At 37.2% G+C, this 14,067-nt stretch carries 16 protein-coding genes; all 16 read right to left on the bottom strand.

Going from position 1 to position 14,067, the window contains the following annotated elements:
* Position 1 precedes the first annotated feature (1 nt).
* Positions 2 to 1,138, bottom strand: coding sequence for a beta-ketoacyl synthase N-terminal-like domain-containing protein (locus J2X31_RS00395; protein ID WP_310023526.1), 1,137 nt, complete (start codon positions 1,136 to 1,138; stop codon positions 2 to 4).
* Positions 1,138 to 1,587 carry an acyl-CoA thioesterase gene (locus tag J2X31_RS00400; protein WP_310023527.1) on the bottom strand — a complete coding sequence of 150 codons (450 nt, stop codon included), beginning with the start codon at positions 1,585 to 1,587 and terminating at the stop codon, positions 1,138 to 1,140. The genes J2X31_RS00395 and J2X31_RS00400 overlap by 1 nt, the downstream gene beginning before the upstream one ends.
* Positions 1,562 to 2,848 (bottom strand): ABC transporter permease, encoded by a 1,287-nt coding sequence (locus tag J2X31_RS00405; protein WP_310023528.1) that lies wholly within the window; start codon positions 2,846 to 2,848, stop codon positions 1,562 to 1,564. The genes J2X31_RS00400 and J2X31_RS00405 overlap by 26 nt, the downstream gene beginning before the upstream one ends.
* Positions 2,838 to 3,593, bottom strand: a complete 756-nt coding sequence (locus tag J2X31_RS00410) for an ABC transporter ATP-binding protein (RefSeq protein ID WP_310023529.1) — start codon at positions 3,591 to 3,593, stop codon at positions 2,838 to 2,840. Before J2X31_RS00410 ends, J2X31_RS00405 begins: the two co-directional genes overlap by 11 nt.
* A gap of 3 nt (positions 3,594 to 3,596) precedes the next feature.
* Positions 3,597 to 4,592: a BtrH-related acyltransferase DarH gene (darH, locus tag J2X31_RS00415; RefSeq protein ID WP_310023531.1), complete on the bottom strand. Its 996-nt coding sequence runs from the start codon at positions 4,590 to 4,592 to the stop codon at positions 3,597 to 3,599.
* Positions 4,592 to 4,996 carry a flexirubin biosynthesis protein DarG gene (gene DarG, locus J2X31_RS00420; protein WP_310023532.1) on the bottom strand — a complete coding sequence of 135 codons (405 nt, stop codon included), beginning with the start codon at positions 4,994 to 4,996 and terminating at the stop codon, positions 4,592 to 4,594. The genes darH and DarG overlap by 1 nt, the downstream gene beginning before the upstream one ends.
* On the bottom strand, positions 4,996 to 5,457 hold the full coding sequence (locus J2X31_RS00425) for a hotdog family protein (protein ID WP_310023533.1): 462 nt from the start codon (positions 5,455 to 5,457) through the stop codon (positions 4,996 to 4,998). Before J2X31_RS00425 ends, DarG begins: the two co-directional genes overlap by 1 nt.
* 3 nt (positions 5,458 to 5,460) lie before the next feature.
* A complete protein-coding gene (locus J2X31_RS00430) occupies positions 5,461 to 5,895 on the bottom strand; it encodes a hotdog family protein (protein WP_310023534.1) in 435 nt (144 codons plus the stop codon).
* Positions 5,895 to 7,028 carry a dialkylresorcinol biosynthesis protein DarB gene (darB, locus tag J2X31_RS00435; protein WP_310023535.1) on the bottom strand — a complete coding sequence of 378 codons (1,134 nt, stop codon included), beginning with the start codon at positions 7,026 to 7,028 and terminating at the stop codon, positions 5,895 to 5,897. The genes J2X31_RS00430 and darB overlap by 1 nt, the downstream gene beginning before the upstream one ends.
* A 13-nt stretch (positions 7,029 to 7,041) precedes the next feature.
* The gene (locus J2X31_RS00440; RefSeq protein ID WP_310023536.1) at positions 7,042 to 7,944 is read right to left on the bottom strand and encodes a dialkylrecorsinol condensing enzyme DarA; all 903 of its coding nucleotides are present in this window, start codon (positions 7,942 to 7,944) and stop codon (positions 7,042 to 7,044) included.
* A 70-nt stretch (positions 7,945 to 8,014) separates the two neighbouring features.
* Entirely contained in the window at positions 8,015 to 9,658 is a 1,644-nt protein-coding gene (locus tag J2X31_RS00445; RefSeq protein WP_310023539.1) for a phytoene desaturase family protein, read from the bottom strand.
* A gap of 61 nt (positions 9,659 to 9,719) precedes the next feature.
* The gene (locus tag J2X31_RS00450; RefSeq protein ID WP_310023540.1) at positions 9,720 to 10,601 is read right to left on the bottom strand and encodes a lysophospholipid acyltransferase family protein; all 882 of its coding nucleotides are present in this window, start codon (positions 10,599 to 10,601) and stop codon (positions 9,720 to 9,722) included.
* A gap of 6 nt (positions 10,602 to 10,607) precedes the next feature.
* On the bottom strand, positions 10,608 to 10,859 hold the full coding sequence (locus tag J2X31_RS00455; protein WP_310023541.1) for an acyl carrier protein: 252 nt from the start codon (positions 10,857 to 10,859) through the stop codon (positions 10,608 to 10,610).
* A 3-nt stretch (positions 10,860 to 10,862) separates the two neighbouring features.
* The gene (locus J2X31_RS00460) at positions 10,863 to 12,089 is read right to left on the bottom strand and encodes a beta-ketoacyl-[acyl-carrier-protein] synthase family protein (protein WP_310023542.1); all 1,227 of its coding nucleotides are present in this window, start codon (positions 12,087 to 12,089) and stop codon (positions 10,863 to 10,865) included.
* A 16-nt stretch (positions 12,090 to 12,105) separates the two neighbouring features.
* A complete protein-coding gene (gene flxB / locus J2X31_RS00465) occupies positions 12,106 to 12,837 on the bottom strand; it encodes a flexirubin biosynthesis SDR family reductase FlxB (protein ID WP_310023543.1) in 732 nt (243 codons plus the stop codon).
* A gap of 99 nt (positions 12,838 to 12,936) precedes the next feature.
* Positions 12,937 to 14,049 (bottom strand): WG repeat-containing protein, encoded by a 1,113-nt coding sequence (locus J2X31_RS00470; RefSeq protein WP_310023544.1) that lies wholly within the window; start codon positions 14,047 to 14,049, stop codon positions 12,937 to 12,939.
* Between the last annotated feature and the right edge of the window lie 18 nt (positions 14,050 to 14,067).

Genomic DNA, 14,067 nt, shown 5'->3' on the forward strand with positions numbered 1-14,067 from the left:
ATTAATGTACTTTTTCAAATAAAACGGCCGTATTGCAACCGCCAAAACCGGAAGCTGTCTTTAGGAAATAATCAATCTCTTGTTCGGCATTTCCTTTTATGATGTTGATTGGATGGGTTGTTCCCATTTCGGTAAAACCTTTTGAATCCACTAACTGATTTTTCCGAGCACTTTCAATGGCAATCACCGTTTCCAATAGTCCGGAAGCTCCCAAAGTATGCCCATAAAAACCTTTCAAACTGTTCACGGGAACATTTTGCAAACCCAATCTATTGAAAGCCACAGCTTCCATCTCATCATTATACAAGGTTGCCGTTCCGTGGGCCGAAATATAAGACAATTTTTCAGGTTCTAAACCCGATTCTTTAAAAGCGCTTTCGATACTCCTGAACAAGCCTTCACCCGTTCTGGAAGGGCCGGAAATATGGTTGGCATCGTTTATAGCACCATCTCCTATAATTTTCACAGCAACTTTTTGAACTTTATTTTCATTTGAGGTAATATAAACCGCTGCCGTAGCTTCGCCTAATGTTACACCATTCCTGTCTTTATCATAAGGCTTGCAAGGTGAATCGCTCATTGCCTGAAAAGAATTGAACCCTGACAGAACAAATTCTGAAACTTCGTCTCCAGCAACCACAAAAGCATCATCATAGACTCCCGATTGTATCATTCTTTTTGCAACTGCTATTGCCAAAACACCCGAAACACAAGCATTTGAAACCACTATCGGTTCGGTTGTAAATCCAAAAAAGCGACTTATTTTTTTGGCTAAAGCCGATAAATGAGCGGTTTCAATTGAACTATTTTCATTTTCCAAAAGACTAATATTTCCTTTGGTTGTCGAAAAAATAAAAGCAGTTCTATCCGTAATTTTTTGTTTCTCGATTAAGGGCTTTAAAACCAGAAGCAACATCTTTTCTAGTTTTGTAAAATGCGTTTCCCCTGAAATTGTGGAGAAGGCATCATCTAATTTTTCCGAATCTATGATGGAGGCATAAAACGATTCGAGCATCTCGAGTTTTTTGTGCAACTGTATTCCGGAATTGCCTTTCATCAAGGTTTCCCAATTAGAAGCAATGTCAAAACCTAAAGGCGTGACGCAATTTGTATCAGTTATGTAAACGTTTCTTACCATTATTTAGACAAGCCAACTTTTTTTCTCCATTCCTCAAAAAAAGGTGGAAAATTCAACGATAATGTTCCCGAAGCATCAACAAATACTTGAACGGTTTCACCTGTACAGGCAATTTCATTTTTGGCATCATAAATTTTATACCTGAAAATCATCTTAGCAGCCGGAGAATCTACAATTGTGGTTTCTATCCGAGCCACATCGCCATAGCGTAACGACAATTTGTGTTCACAGGTTGACTTTACAATTGGCGTCGTATAGCCAAATTGATGTACATCTAAATAGGAAATTCCATGTTCGCGGCCAAAAGCTTCACGTCCGTCTTCAAAATACGTTATATAATAGCCGTGCCAAACAATCCCCAAAGGATCTGTTTCATTAAACCGAACACGGATTTCTTGACTTACCGTAAGTGCTTCCACTTCGTTATACTGCTCTTTTCTTTTTATCATAGCCGATTGCAAGGGTTATTGTACCTATAAAAAACAAAAGTAATAAATTAATTTCGGGAAGGATTTCAAGCAGATTGCCGTTGCGTAGAAGCACATCATAAAAAGCATTCAATCCCCAGTTCATTGGCGAAATCTGCGAAATATGCTGCATGATTTTCGGCATGGCAAAAACAGGCACCCAGACACCTCCAACGGCTGCCAAAATTACAACAGAAGTTGCTCCAAACGGTGCTGACTGTTCCTGTGTTTTGGCAATTGTTCCTAGCAAAATTCCAAATCCTATTGCCGCCAATCCTGAAAACAAGGCTACGACACTCATCAAGAATAATTTTCCTTCAACATCCAAAACCGGAAGTCCTAAATACGGAAAAAGATAAACTCCGACGGCAACCATAAGGAAAAATTGTATCATGCAAATTATAAGATAAGTCGCTGTTTTTCCAGCTATAATTACTGCATACGGAACCGGATTTGTAATCAATCGGATTTGTGTTCCCTGTCCCTTTTCCTTTACAATATTGATGGAAAGTGGCACAACTATAAAAAATATGGCAAACAAGGCCCAAGCCGGAACATTGTGCTGTACTGAATTTGGCAGTACTTCCTTGTCGTTTACTTTTGGCATCATTTCCTTGAAGACAATAAAACTTTCCTGCTCAAAGATGGCTTCATCCCCCTCTCCCAATTGATCTTGGAATGCGGTGTAGATGGACTTGGTTTCTATTTGGGAAATCATTTTATCGATGGCACTTTTCACTGCATTCTTAAACGCAAGCTGTGTGGCAGGATCAAAATACAATCTGACTTCTTTTGAGGCTATTTTTGCAGTCTTTTCAGGTACAGTTGTAGCTTCACCCATTCCTAAATTACCAACTATTCTTTCTACATTCTGATTTACTTTTAATTGCAAGTCGGAACTTAATTTTGCAGGAATAACAATCGCCAATTGGTATTTTCCTTTAAAAACTGCTTCTTTTGCAACAGCTTCATTAATGAGGATACCATCAATTTTAGTGACGATTTCAAAAGAACCACTTTCTTCCAAATTCTCTTTGACGGTTTTTGAAATGGCTCCGTTATCATTATCAACCAAAAGAATCGGAATACGGCTTTCCGTTACAGATTTGAAGGTGCTGTCCTGTATCAAGGTTATCGTAACAATAAGTACCAACGGCATCACGAACAAGATGACTAGTCCGCCGAAATCTCTTTTAAGCAGGAGCATTTCCTTATAAACCGACATTAGAAATTTATACATCATCGCGAAGCTCCTTTCCTGTTAGTGAGATGAATACGTCTTCTAAATTATAAGCATTTGGTGTATTTGAAATCAATGCTTTTGGAGTTCCCTCTGCATATATCTTCCCTTGATCTATGATGGCAATCTTAGTACAGAAATCCTGAGCTTCCGAAAGATGGTGCGAAGTATAGATGATTGTTGTTCCCTTCGCATTCAATGATTTCAGATAATCTATGATCACGTTTTTGGACTGTACATCTACCCCAACAGTTGGTTCATCCAAAAATAATACAGCCGGCTCGTGCAATATTCCCGCAATGAGATTTATTCGGCGTTTCATACCACCGGAAAATGTTTCAATTCTTTTATCGGCAAATTTCAAAAGTCCCAGATGCTCCAAGGCTTCATCTACTTTTTGATGCAATTCTTTGCCTTTCAGTCCGTACATACTACCAAAATACCGAAGATTTTCTCGGGCTGTTAAGGTTGGATATAAGGCATATTCCTGAGGTACGACCCCAATTGTTTTCTTTATTTGAGTAGCATTTTTATCGTAAGACAAACCATTGATCGTGAACTTGCCAGAGGTAGGCTTTATCAAGCCGCACAAAATTGAAATCAACGTGGTTTTTCCTGCTCCATTCGGACCAAGAAGTCCAAAGATTTCGTTTTTATCAATCAACAAACTTAAGTTGTTCACTGAAAAAAAGTCGGCATCTTTATATTTTTTATAAAGTTCGTTGATTTGAATTATTGGTGCACTCATAATTTAGATTGCCTTTTTAAGTTTTTTAAAGAAAGCTTCTTCTAAATCAGCCAGTTTCAAGAGTTCATTGGCCAGACTGTTGTAAACGTCCGCCTGATTGCTTCTATTTTTATAAACTCGTGCAGCATTTACAGCAAAATCCCTCCATAAATCACCAATGTTGGTCATTTCTAAAGAAAGTTCTTTTAGCTTTTCGTTCTTTAAAATAACAGATGCTTCTTGAAGAAAGGCGGCATATATAAAACGAAATCCACCACCACCAGTTCCTATTTCTTCCTGCATCCGAACCATTTGTGCCAGATAATGATTCGCCACTTTTACCCCTTTCTTAACCGGCCATTTTCGGATACTCCTAGACAAATAACGCATTCCGGCAACACCGATAATCGGCAATGGAGCCAACATATCGTTGCAGGTATTTTTAATTCCTTTTTTTATGGCAGTTTCCCAATCAATATTCGATGGAATTTCAATTGGGTAATACATTTGGCCTTTTGGTGCAAGTGCCCCTTTTGCAAAACGTACTTTTTCTAATTCCTTATCCGTCAGAACCGTAACCGTTTCCATTACAGGATCGCTTACTAAAAAATTATTTTCTTTTTTCCCATATACAACCAAATTATGTGCATTGAAATGAAAACGATATTCATCTGGGAAATACGTCAGGTTGTAAACTCCAACCTGCAATCCTGAAGGAATATTGTTCTTTAAATTTTCTTCCAATGCTTTCTGGGCGGCTTCTGGATTGGAAAACTTTACACGCTTGATCTTAATGCCTAATCGTTTCGCTGCCTTATTAAAAATGGAGCCAGGCATTGGTCGGTAGCTGATGGCTGGAGCGTGATTTACTTTCAATAATGGCAAATAGAAAAAGAAAAGTCCAGAGCCAATTCCAAAAACCATTGGTTCGCTAATGTTTATTCCGTGGTGCTTCAACAAGTTCGAAGCAACACCGTTCTCGCAATGTGCAGACTGATGGTGAATAAAATTAGTTTCCATTAATTGCCTTTAAAGTTTTTTAATTCTTCGACCGAAATTTCAAAAGCCTCGGCATATTTTGATAAAATCTTGTTAGTTAATGTATTGAAAACTGATGGTTTCGCATGTCTTTTTACACGCCATTTCCACATGTTTACATAACTTGAAAGTGTCAACCAATCCATTTTATGTACTTCCATAAAATAGACGATTGGACTTGCTTTTCCGTTTTTTACATTTTGATTCGCTTCCTCAATCCTTTCATTCACCTCTTGGATGGAATTTTCCAATGCAATTGTCTTGGGTTCCCAACCTGTACTTAAGGCTGTTGTGTAATTTCCTTTTTCATCGGTAGCATAGCACAATTCCTTCATCTTTATGGATGAAAGGCTGCTTTTGTCCTGTGGTACTTCCTCCTTCTTCATTATCTTTTCTCTTGAATGAATAAATTTATTTCTGCCTCAAAAAGTTTCTTCTCCTCACAAAAGGTAGTGCAAGTCATTGTGCAAACGATATACTCATCGGTATCAAAACGAGAAGACAAAACAGCATTTGTATGAATAGAACTGCCAACTTGGGGCAACTCGAGTACTGTTACTCTTTTTATGCCACTTATGAACCCAATCACTTCAACATCGCTTCTTTCCTGATAATCGCCTTCTAGAAAAAAAGACTGCCCGACAATTGATGAACAGGTTTGTGCCGCGTTTTCGATAAGTCCTACTTCTGCAAAGAAATTATTTTTTACAAAAATATTATCAGGCTTTATTTTAAAAACGGTCTTTACTTCTTCATTATTTATTTCCAATATCCAATCGACCATGAGCATCGGCTTCCGATGCGGCAGATAATTCTGGATTTCGATATTGTTTTCGGCAGACTGCATATCCTAACTTGCAAGAACGGTTTTCATTTGTCCTCGTGCAATTTCTATATTATTTAATTTTGAAACTATGTCCACTAGCGTTACACCCATAAATTCATGAAGTACATTTACGGTTGTTTCCACTTTATCATCTAATTTTGGTAATGTCGTAATGGCAATTGACTTGATCGAACCGATATATCCTGTTGGAGCTGGCTCATTCTTCAAATAAAATTGATAGCCTGTAAACAATGCTACAGATTGTGCCATGTGTTCAATTAATCCTGACTCCTGGAATGTTCCATTATCACAAAAAATATTGTCTTCGGATACGGTCAGACCTGCTACGACTTCATTTTCGGAGAAAGAAAGTAGCTTGTCAACCATAACAAAGGGAGCTTTTTGAGGGATAAGATTTCCAACAAAATTTTCATCTAATATGGGTAAATTGTTTTCCATTAGCAAACCGTTAAAAAGGCATAAGAATAGGAGAATCTTCCACTTTCTGGAACCGAAAGCATAACTTTATCTCCTTTTTTTAATTTTCCTGAATTCATCAATTCTTCCAGCATGAGATAAATTGAAGCTGAACCAACATTTCCGACTCTGTCTAAATTCATAAACCATCTTTCCATCGGAATTTCAACACCTAATGCTGACAATTCCTTGTTTAATCCCGCTACAAAATAATGAGACGAAACGTGTGGCAGGAAATAGGTAATATCTTCAGCTTTGACATTGTTTTTATCCATTGCCTTTTTCATACTTTCAGCACCTTTGACAAGGATATATTGATCTAATATTTTCACATCTTGTTTGATTGAAAACACCGATTGCGTGAGCCATTCATTTGATTTATAATCGCTCCACGGCTTAATTTCACCATTTTCTAATTTATCGCCTCCGGCATACATACACGCTTCGAGCTCAAAAGCATAGGAAAATGCCTCCATCCAATCCATCTTGAGAGGGTTTTCGCCTTTTGGCTTATTCTCTAATAAAAAAGCAGCGGCACCATCGGATAACATCCAACGAAGAAAATCTTTCTTGAAAGCGATGATGGGTTGTTCCTCCAGCGTTTTAAGATTGTCGATTTCATTTTCGTATTTATCGGCAAGCATCCAGGTTGAAACCCTTTCTGAGCCTGTGCAAACTGCATTGTTCGTACTTCCTGATTTTACAGAAAGATAGCCAAATTTCAAGGCATTCATTCCAGCATTACAAACTCCTGAAGAGGAATTCAATTCTACCGACTGGTTTTTCATCAATCCGTGAACCATTGCGGCATGTGAAGGCAATAAATGATCAGGAGTTGAAGTGCCACACGAAAGCAATTCAATATCTTTTGAAGTGAAACTTTCGTCAAAAAGTTCTTTAATTGCATTATTTGTTAGTTCTGCATTGGTATGAGTTGGATTTCCGTCCTTGTCTAAAGCATAATACCGCGACTTAATTCCATTATTCCGAAGGATAATTCGACGTGCTTTTGAGGCAGCATCGTTTATCAAGCCAAGAAATGATTCCATTTCGTCATTAGAAACAGGCTCGTTTGGCAAATATTTTCCAGATCTCGTGATGTAAACTTCAGGCATGCTTTTTTAATCTTTAAACTCCTTTATAGTATTTTTTTTCTTTTTTTATTTTAGGGTATTTCAGAGGAAATGTAAAAAGGTGCAATATATATACTATTGGCGACATTATCCATATTGCTACCAACAAATAAATATAAAATCCTTTGAGCCAAACGGGACGCGAATTGGTCTTTTTTATGATGGTATTGGCCCAAATCTTAAACATTTTATTGGCTTTTTTATCCATTTCTATCAAAAAAGGACGGATTTCTACAGCATCATTTGCCACTAATTCTTCTTGCAAGTTTATATAAGAATCTGATTTCAAATATTTAAGAATAATGGTTCCGAATTTGGTTGATCCTGAAATTTCCTTATCCGAAACTCCAGGTTTAGGAAATAGGCCCAAATATTTTTCTTTTTTTCCAGTAAACATCCATTCGACAATGGTAATAACACTGATGTGATTGATGTGTCTATCGACCAAAGCAATATTACCCACCAGTTTTGCATTTACATTTTTAAGAAGCGTCTTTACTTTTTCCTGTGCCAAAGCCCACATGTTTCTACAACCAATAACGGTCACAACCGGTGTATCATCAAGTAATTGCTTTGCAAATTCACTTTTAAGGAAAGATGTAATTGGGATGGATGGCGAAAGATACCAAACCTGATAGGCTAGAATTATCAGATCGTATTTTTGAGAAAGAATGTCCTGTGAGGGAGTATGAATTTCTGTTGGAATCTGAAGAAATGATTCTGGAAAAACATCAAAAAACTGTGCTGGTTTCCAAGGAAAAGGAAATGGTTTTACCATCTCTATATTAAAAAAAGTAACCGAAGTTTCGGCATCCTCAAGAAGTGGCTTTGCAATATTCCTTGCAATTTCTTCCAGTTGTCCGGATTGTGTATAATAAACTACTAGTACGTTTTTCATTTCCCGATGTTATAATCCAACAAATATAAAATTATCACCACTCTTTAAAAAGAAGTTGGTGTTAATTCTCTTACAGCTGTTTAAAAGTACGTTTCTTATCTTCCCTCTTTTTATGGATGAAATCACTCCAGGAAGAAGGATCTTCGGCATCAAAAATATTTATTTTTTGAGTAGGATCATCAATCAACAAATCATCCGACTTGCAGTTTAAGATTGTCGCAGCGGTAGCCAATCCAGAATAGGTTGCTCCAGTTACACCATGCGACAACGTGCTGGCTCCACAAAGAAATAAATTTTCGAATTCTGTTTTGTTCTTATAGGAAAAAGGTCCCACCTGACTTAAGGTTTTCTCCGTTCCGTAAACATTTCCTCTTGTAGAATTGATGTAAAACTGATTTGTTTTTGGTGTTCCTAATTCGGCCTGAATGATATGTTTTCTGGCATTTGGTATGATTTTCTCGACACTGTTGAGGAATTTTTCGATGATCTTGTTCTTGAAAGCTTCATATTTTGGACAATGATAATCATCGCCGTCAAATTCATTGAAACTTTCATAATCAACATACGTCACCACTTCAAAATTATGGTACCGTCCGTTAAAACTTACGGGATCTTTTATAGTGGTACAACTCATGAAAAAAGCTGGAAATTCTTCGCCTTGCGTTACATCGCCACTCATAAGGGTTTCGAAATGATCATCGACATTTTCGTCCTTAAAATTCCAAATGTTTCCTGAATCAATGCCGTATTGTGTTACATCCAGATCCAATGTGAGGAATAAAATCAGGGAAGTAACCGAATATTTTGTCTTTTCTAGTTTCTGGGTGAGTTTTTTGCTGATGTTTTCCTTGCCAATCAGTTTAAGATAAGTTGTGGATGGATCGGCGTTTGAAATGATATTCTTGGCAAATATTTTTTCTCCAGAAGTCAATTCCACACCAAAGGCTTTTTTATTTTCGATGAGAATCTTTGCCACAGATTGTTGTGTCCGAACAACGCCACCATAGCTTTTTATCTTGGTGGTCATGGCTTTGACAATTCCACCACCACCACCCATCGGATAAAAACCACCCTCAAAATAATGATTCATCACCGAACAATGTACTGGAAAGCTGGCTCTATTTGGAGGTAAGCCATGATCACCACACTGTGCATTCAAAACTGCTTTTAACATCGGATCTTTCACGTGCCAGTTCACTACTCTTTTAAGGCTGAAAAGTGCAAATTTTCCAAAATGCTTCGTCCTGAACGGAACAGTTATATTTTGCCAGAAACCTTTTAACTTTGGAATCAGTTGCAGTTCGTCACTGACTTTTTTTACCAGGTTCAGGTATTCTATTATATTTTTTTCTTCTTTGGGAAAATGCTGGATCAGGCTTTTTTCGAGATTTTCAATTCCGGCCGGAAAGTCAAATTTCTTTCCGTTGATGATACAATGATCATATCCTTTTGTGTTCATCCGAAAAAAAACAATGTCGTTTGCAACACCCAAACCTTTATATAAATCATTTGTAGATTGACCTTCATCAAGAAGACCAATGTAATGGACTCCGGGACTAAATCGCTGACCGTTTAAGGTAAAACTATGACACCAACCTCCTGGAACGGAATGCTGTTCGAGGACTAAAACTTTTTGTCCCGCCCTTGACAGGCAAAGTGCCGTAGCCAATCCGCCAGCTCCCGAACCAATTATAATTGAATCAAACTCTTCCATACATTATCATTTTTAGCTAAAATTGGAATGAATCTGATATCAATTTTCGCATTAGAACTATCTATTTTTCTGATTTATGCCAAAACATAAAATAATTGAACCATTGCAACGGATATTTTTCCAGCATTGCTTCAACACTTTGAGTATAGGCTTTCAAAAGGCCTTTTTCGTCACGTTGCTTTATCTCGGCTACCCTTGCATACAAATGATAATGCAATTTAGGTTCTTTCATCACATAGACAAAAACCACTGGGACTTTCAACCTTGAAGCAATTAAAAAAGGACCTGCCGGAAAATTGGCTTCTTCTCCAAGAAGGGTTTCCGTCATGCTTTTTGTTCCTTCAAAATAGCGATCTCCTGTAAAACATATCAATTCATTATTGGATAATGCGTTATTGATCTCAAAAATATGAGACAGATCATCTCGTACAATAATAAATTTTATGGACGACTTTTGGGTAACGCTTTCCAGATATTCCTTTATTACGGAATGCTCCAAATCAGTAGTTACCAAATTGATCTGGCATTCGAGATCGATATCTGCAAAAAAATGTTCGGCTATTTCAAAATTCCCGATATGTGCACTAATCAAAACACCTCCCTTTTTTTCGGCTAAAAGTTGTTTGAGTACCTCAATTCCGTCAAATTCGTAAGTGAATTTACTTCTTAAACCAGCCGATATAGCCGTCTTGTCGAGGATTATCTGCCCAAAAGTAAAATAACTTTTATAGAGCATGAGAATCGACTTGAAATAGGAATATTTAAGTCGTTCACGCAAGTAATACAAGGTAGCCTTATTGGATTTCCTTGCAAACAAAAAATAATAAAAAGCTACAAAAACCAAGACAGTATAGGCTGTTTTGATTCCTAGCTTTTTTATACAGAATACAAATATTTTATACCCTAAAAGAGTCCCTTTAGACTTACCATCCCATTGACTCATATTGTTTTAATTCTTGTTCTCTATTTTTCGCTCGATTAAATTATAGAAATCTTGGAAAGTAGCAATTCCAACAAAATCAGGTTCACTCAATTTCACACCGAAGTTGGCTTCAATTGTTACCACCAAATCTACATAATCCAAGCTGTCCAATCCTAATGTATCCTTAAGATTAGATTCAGGAGAGATAACCTCTGCATCGACTTCAAATTCGTCTACTAAAATCTCATTAATCTTCTCTAAAATCTCTTCTGTATTCATTATTTAAATTTTAAATTTCTTCACTACCACTGCTGAATTTGTTCCTCCAAACCCGAATGAATTCGACAAATATATATCAAATTTTTTATTTACTGTAGTCGTAGCAATATTTAACTTCTTAGAATCCTCATCGGGGTTTTCTAAATTAATATTTGGTGCAATAAAATCATTTTGCATCATAATGGTCGAGTAGATGATCTCACTTGCACCAGCCATCCAGCATTCGTGTCCAGTCATTGATTTTGTTGAACTTACATGAGGATTGCTTTCGCCAAAAACTTCAAAAATTGCTTTAGCTTCATTAGAATCTCCAACTGGTGTTGATGTTGCATGTGCATTGATATAATCCACCTCGCTAGGGTCGATTCCAGCTTGCTCTAAAGCACGTCTCATGGCCGTTGCCGGACCTTCAACATTTGGCGTTGAAATATGACCTCCATTAGAAGAAAAGCCATAACCTATTATTTCAGCAAGAATAGGTGCTCCTCTTTTTACTGCCGATTCATAACTTTCAATAATCAATGTTGCACCTCCACCACTTGGCACCAAACCATCTCGGTTGGCATCAAAAGGCCGTGATGCTTTGGCAGGATTTTTTTCATTTGGTGAAAAAACCCCCAAACCATCAAAACTGGCCATTGCATATTTATTGATTTCTTGGGCTCCTCCACAAATAATCATGTCCTGCATGCCACTTTTAATCAATAAAAACCCTAAACCTATGGCATGAGAACCACTTGCACAAGCCGCACTTATGGTCATGTTCACACCACGCAATCTGAAAATGGTAGAAAGATTCATCGTTACGGTTGAGTTCATGGATTTGAAAATGGCTCCAGAACCAATCAAAGCGGTGTCTTTTTTTTCACGAATAATATCGGTAGCATCAATGATTGCTTTGGAAACGCTGTCATTCCCATACAGAATTCCTACTTCGTTTTCATCAAAATAGCTGTCGTCAATCTTGGCATTTTTCAAGGCTTCGATGGTTGCCATGTATGCATATTCCGTTTCTTCACCGATACTGATTCGCTGACGACGGCTCAACAGGTTTTTCAAGTCTGGCCTTGGAACCCTACCTGTTATTGCGGATTGAAATCCGAATTCTTTTCGTTCTTCGTCATACACTATTCCTGATTTTCCTTCATAAAGTGACTCCTTCACTTCTTCGATTGAAGTTCCTATGCAGGAATAAATTCCCATTCCGGTAATTACTACCCTTTTGTCCATTGTTTAAAAAGTACTTTTATGAATAAATTCCTCCATTTATATTAACCACCTCACCGGTAATATATCCTGCTTTTCTTGATGCCAAGAATCCGACCAATTCCGCAACCTCTTCGGCTTCTCCAAATCGATTGGCCGGTACCATCTTGATCAATTCTTTTTCATCCAAATCACTTGTCATATCAGTTCTGATAAATCCTGGGGCAACAGCATTCACTGTGATATTTCGTTTTGCAACTTCCTGTGCCAATGCTTTGGTTGCTGCAACAACAGCTCCTTTTGCAGCAGAATAGTTGGTTTGTCCAGCAGTTCCTTTTACTCCAGAAAGCGAAACCATATTGACGATTCGTCCGTATTTGTTTCGAAGCATTTTCTGCATAAAGAAATTCGTTACATTGAAAAAACCGTTTAAGCTGGTATTGATGACATTGCTCCAATCTTCATGCGTCATCCACATAAAAAGACCATCGCGTGTAATTCCTGCATTATTGACGATAACTTCGACCAATGCTTCCGGATTGGCTTCTTGCCAAGCTGTTAAAACTGACTTGACTTCTTCGGCATTGGCAACATCAAATTTAATTATTTCTCCAGTTGCACCTTTTTTGATGACTTCTTCCAAAGTCTTTTCGGCGGCTTCCTTGTTGGATTGATAATTAATCAATATATGATAAATCTTATCTTCGGCTAATCTCTGACAGATGGCACTTCCGATTCCTCGGGAACCTCCTGTTACTAAGGCACATTTCATATATGTAAATTTTTATTTTCATCGGTCATATATGGTATCGCCTTTTATTTTTTTGTGTTTATTTACAATAAACTCTTTTTAATGGCGATTTCATATATTTTATTTCTTAAATAATTCGGCATTTTTAAACCATTTCCCACCTAATACCTCTCCATTAGTTTTGATGAAACCCCATTGGTCACCAGATTTAACACGAGCCAAACCATTGATGAAGCCTTTGTCGGTTTTCTTAAACATAGAAGTCAGACTTGCAGCCGTAATATCATATTTCGTCGGAATTACGAGCTTTCCAGCAACATCTATAAATCCCCACTTTTTTTCCTTTACAGGAGCCAATCCATCTGGACCAAAAACTTCTGCATCATCATAAGTTGGTTGGATTACATATTCTCCTTTAACATTGACATAGCCCCATTTTCCATTTTCATCAACTGGTGCAAGGTTTTTATAAAATGCCTTTACTTTTTTAAATTTAGGTTCGATGATCCAGTTTCCTTTCAAATCGATGAATCCGATCTTGCCACCTTTTCTTGCAAATGTATTATCTTCGGTATTGAAATCCCAGATTTTATCTACCCCTTCAATAGCTGTAAAGTTATTTGCCGTAACCAAGCCAAAATTTTCGCCTTTTCTTGCCCAAGTTGTATTCTTGAAAAAATCGCCAATCTCATCATATTCGGTATTGACCACAAGTTTTCCTTTTTTATCGATAATACCCCACTTGTCGTTGTTTTTCACTCTTGCAAAATCGCCGTCAAATGGCTTGATGATGTCATAAGTTGGCTGAAGGACAATCTCACCTTTTGGGTTGATCAGACCTACTTTATTGTTTTGTCTTATGAATGCAACGCCTCCTTCGAAATCAAATAATTTATCTGAACTTGGTACTTTTAAAACTTCACCTTTCTTGTTAATGTAAACCCACTGTTTGTCTTTTTCAACAATACAAACACCACTGTCGAAAAATTTAACCTTGGAGAAACTTGGTTCAATTATCCATTTTCCGCTTGGGTCTATAAAACCCCATTTTCCATTTTCTTGAACTCCTGCCAAACCATCTGAAAAGCTTTCGGCTTCCTTGAATGTAGGCTTGATTGCAAATTCACCAGATTTAGCTAAATAGCCAAATTTCCCATCTTGTTTTACCAATGCCAATTCTTGTGCTCCAACAAATTGAAAAAACAATACTAATAAAAAAGCTGCATTTTTCATAATTTAAAAAGATAAAAA

This window comes from Flavobacterium arsenatis (assembly GCF_031456785.1).
GTDB lineage: Bacteria > Bacteroidota > Bacteroidia > Flavobacteriales > Flavobacteriaceae > Flavobacterium > Flavobacterium arsenatis.

Coding starts and splice junctions, on each gene's coding strand:
- J2X31_RS00445 (WP_310023539.1), bottom strand. CDS start 9,658: ATGGAAGAGTTTGATTCAATTATAATTGGTTCGGGAGCTGGCGGATTG.
- DarG (WP_310023532.1), bottom strand. CDS start 4,996: ATGAAGAAGGAGGAAGTACCACAGGACAAAAGCAGCCTTTCATCCATA.
- J2X31_RS00470 (WP_310023544.1), bottom strand. CDS start 14,049: ATGAAAAATGCAGCTTTTTTATTAGTATTGTTTTTTCAATTTGTTGGA.
- J2X31_RS00430 (WP_310023534.1), bottom strand. CDS start 5,895: ATGGAAAACAATTTACCCATATTAGATGAAAATTTTGTTGGAAATCTT.
- darH (WP_310023531.1), bottom strand. CDS start 4,592: ATGGAAACTAATTTTATTCACCATCAGTCTGCACATTGCGAGAACGGT.
- J2X31_RS00405 (WP_310023528.1), bottom strand. CDS start 2,848: ATGATGTATAAATTTCTAATGTCGGTTTATAAGGAAATGCTCCTGCTT.
- J2X31_RS00450 (WP_310023540.1), bottom strand. CDS start 10,601: ATGAGTCAATGGGATGGTAAGTCTAAAGGGACTCTTTTAGGGTATAAA.
- J2X31_RS00440 (WP_310023536.1), bottom strand. CDS start 7,944: ATGAAAAACGTACTAGTAGTTTATTATACACAATCCGGACAACTGGAA.
- J2X31_RS00400 (WP_310023527.1), bottom strand. CDS start 1,587: ATGATAAAAAGAAAAGAGCAGTATAACGAAGTGGAAGCACTTACGGTA.
- flxB (WP_310023543.1), bottom strand. CDS start 12,837: ATGAAATGTGCCTTAGTAACAGGAGGTTCCCGAGGAATCGGAAGTGCC.
- J2X31_RS00425 (WP_310023533.1), bottom strand. CDS start 5,457: ATGCAGTCTGCCGAAAACAATATCGAAATCCAGAATTATCTGCCGCAT.
- J2X31_RS00410 (WP_310023529.1), bottom strand. CDS start 3,593: ATGAGTGCACCAATAATTCAAATCAACGAACTTTATAAAAAATATAAA.
- J2X31_RS00395 (WP_310023526.1), bottom strand. CDS start 1,138: ATGGTAAGAAACGTTTACATAACTGATACAAATTGCGTCACGCCTTTA.
- J2X31_RS00455 (WP_310023541.1), bottom strand. CDS start 10,859: ATGAATACAGAAGAGATTTTAGAGAAGATTAATGAGATTTTAGTAGAC.
- darB (WP_310023535.1), bottom strand. CDS start 7,028: ATGCCTGAAGTTTACATCACGAGATCTGGAAAATATTTGCCAAACGAG.
- J2X31_RS00460 (WP_310023542.1), bottom strand. CDS start 12,089: ATGGACAAAAGGGTAGTAATTACCGGAATGGGAATTTATTCCTGCATA.